Raw genomic sequence first — 2,090 nt, 5'->3', positions numbered from 1 at the left:
CAAGGGGAAGACGGCATAGGAGCTGTCTTAGGGTCTCGTGGGCTCGGAGATGTGTATAAGAGCCAGCTGCTGATCTGCGGCGAGGCGGGCATCGGCAAGTCGCGGCTGGCCGCCGAGGCGGAGCGGATGGCGGGGGCGACGGGCGGGCTCGTGCTGCGGGCCCGGTGCCACGAGATCGAGCGGGCATTGTTCCTGCAGCCGTTCGTGGACGCGCTGCGCCCGCGCGTCGCGCACCTGGCCGGGCAGCTCCTGCGCGACATGGTGGGCGGCTGGGCGCAGGTGTTGGAGTCGCTGGCCAAGGGGCAGCCCATGGAACGCCGTTACGCCTACGAGGCGGTGACCGCGTTCCTGTGCGCGCTGGCCGAGCGCGAGCCCGTGCTGCTGGTCCTCGAAGACCTGCACGCGGCAGGGGCGGCGACCGTGGAGCTGGTGCACTACCTGGCCAGGCGGACGTCAGGGGCGCGGCTGCTGGTGGTCGCGACCGTGCGCACGGACGACGAGGCGGTGACCGACGCGCTGCGCGGGCCGGCGGAGGTGCTGCGGCTGGGGCCGCTGCCGCCCGGCGCGGTCGCGGAGCTGGCGGCGCGTGCGGGGCTGGGCGAGCTGGCCGACGAGGTGTTCCGGCGGACGCGGGGGCATCCGCAGTTCGTGGTGGAGCTGCTCGGCGAGCCGGACCTGGTCCGGCAGGGGGTGCCGGCGTCGCTGCGGGTCATCGTGCTCGCCCGGCTGCGGGGGCTGGACGATCAGGCGCGCCGGGTGCTGCGGGCGGCCAGCGTGCTGGGGGCGGCGGCGTTCGACCCCGTGCTGCTCGGGGAGATGCTCGCGCTGCCGCCGCAGGTGGTGGCGGAGCACTGTGAGCGGGCGCTCGCCAGGGGGTTGCTGGTGGTCTCCGGCAGCGCGTACGAGTTCGCCTGCGAGCTGACCCGCGAGGCCCTCTACGTCACCACCCCGGCACCCACCCTGGTCGTCTACCAGGACCGTGCCCGCCGTGCCCTCCTCGTGCCACCGGCCGGTCGCTCCAGGTGAGCCGGGACGTGGTCACGGCGTGGGCCGCGGGCACGACCAGGTGACGTCTCCCGGCGTGTAGACGCACTGGGTGCCGGTGGTGACCGAGGCGGCGATGGTCCTGCCGATCTCGGGGTCCGCCGCCGTGATCTCGTCGATCGCGCGCTTGACCGCCTTCCTGACGGCGGTGCGGGCGCGCTCCCCCGGGTCGGCGAAGCTCCTGCGGCGCCCACCCTTGCCCGTGGCGGCGCGCAGCTCCCCCATGATGATGTCCAGCTGGGCGCGCAGGTGCTCGGCGGCCGCGCCTTCCGCCTCGGCGATCTCGCCCATGAGGCGGCGGGCGTGCTCGCGGTAGGCCGCCAGGGCCTGGTCGTCGAGGAGGGGCTGGCGGGCGGCCGGGGCCATGGATGCGGCCTCCTCCCCGGTGGCCAGCTCCAGGGCGGAGATCGGCGTACCAGGATTGAGCAGGAGCGTCACCAGGTGGCGGACGCCGACCATGTCCGGGACGGTGGCGCGGCGCGGGCCGAGGGTGAAGATCCACGTACGGCCGTCCCCGCGGACGGTGCCCTCGCGGTGGCTGATCTGCCGCCGCCTGGCGGTCCACTGCTCGGCGCGCAGGGCCATGTCCAGGTCTTTCGCCGCGTCCGCGGCCTCCCGCAGCAGGTCGGCCGCCCGCTCCCGGTCGCCGAGGGCAATCAGCGCCTCGGCCAGGTCGGCCTGGGTGAGCGCGGTGATGGGGCGGTTGCCGAGCAGGCGGGTCGCCTCGACGGCCCTGGCCAGATGGTCGGCCGCGCGGCGCGGCTCGCCCATGGCCAGGGCGGCCAGGCCGAGCGGCCGCCACGCCGAGCCCAGGCACACGATGGCGAGGGAGGGCATGACCGGCAGGGCGGCGTACAGCTCCAGCAGCGGATACACCCTGCGCGCCAGATCCGCGTCGCCGAGCAGGTAGGCGGCCTCCGCCAGCGCCGCCATCCCGGCCAGCCACGTGCTGGACTCGGGCAGCGCGGCCAGGTCACGCCCGGCCCCGTCAGCGACGGGCCGGTCTGGGACGGGAGGGGCAGGGGCGAGCCGATCTGGGATGGGAG

2 protein-coding genes are annotated in these 2,090 nt (G+C 75.3%); one reads left to right on the top strand and one right to left on the bottom strand.

What is annotated here, in order from left to right; genetic code table 11:
- Nucleotides 1-51 precede the first annotated feature (51 nt).
- Nucleotides 52-1,026 (top strand): AAA family ATPase, encoded by a 975-nt coding sequence (locus tag ETD85_RS61895; RefSeq protein WP_170247507.1) that lies wholly within the window; start codon nt 52-54, stop codon nt 1,024-1,026.
- Between the two features lie 12 nt (nt 1,027-1,038).
- Here the strand turns inward: ETD85_RS61895 and ETD85_RS61890 are convergent.
- On the bottom strand, nt 1,039-2,090 hold a 1,052-nt coding region (locus tag ETD85_RS61890; RefSeq protein ID WP_138699032.1), incomplete at its 5' end, for a tetratricopeptide repeat protein.

Source organism: Nonomuraea zeae (genome assembly GCF_005889725.1).
Taxonomy (GTDB): domain Bacteria; phylum Actinomycetota; class Actinomycetes; order Streptosporangiales; family Streptosporangiaceae; genus Nonomuraea; species Nonomuraea zeae.
The sequence above is the reverse complement of the archived record's forward strand: the minus strand, read 5'-3'. Positions and strand labels throughout refer to the sequence as shown.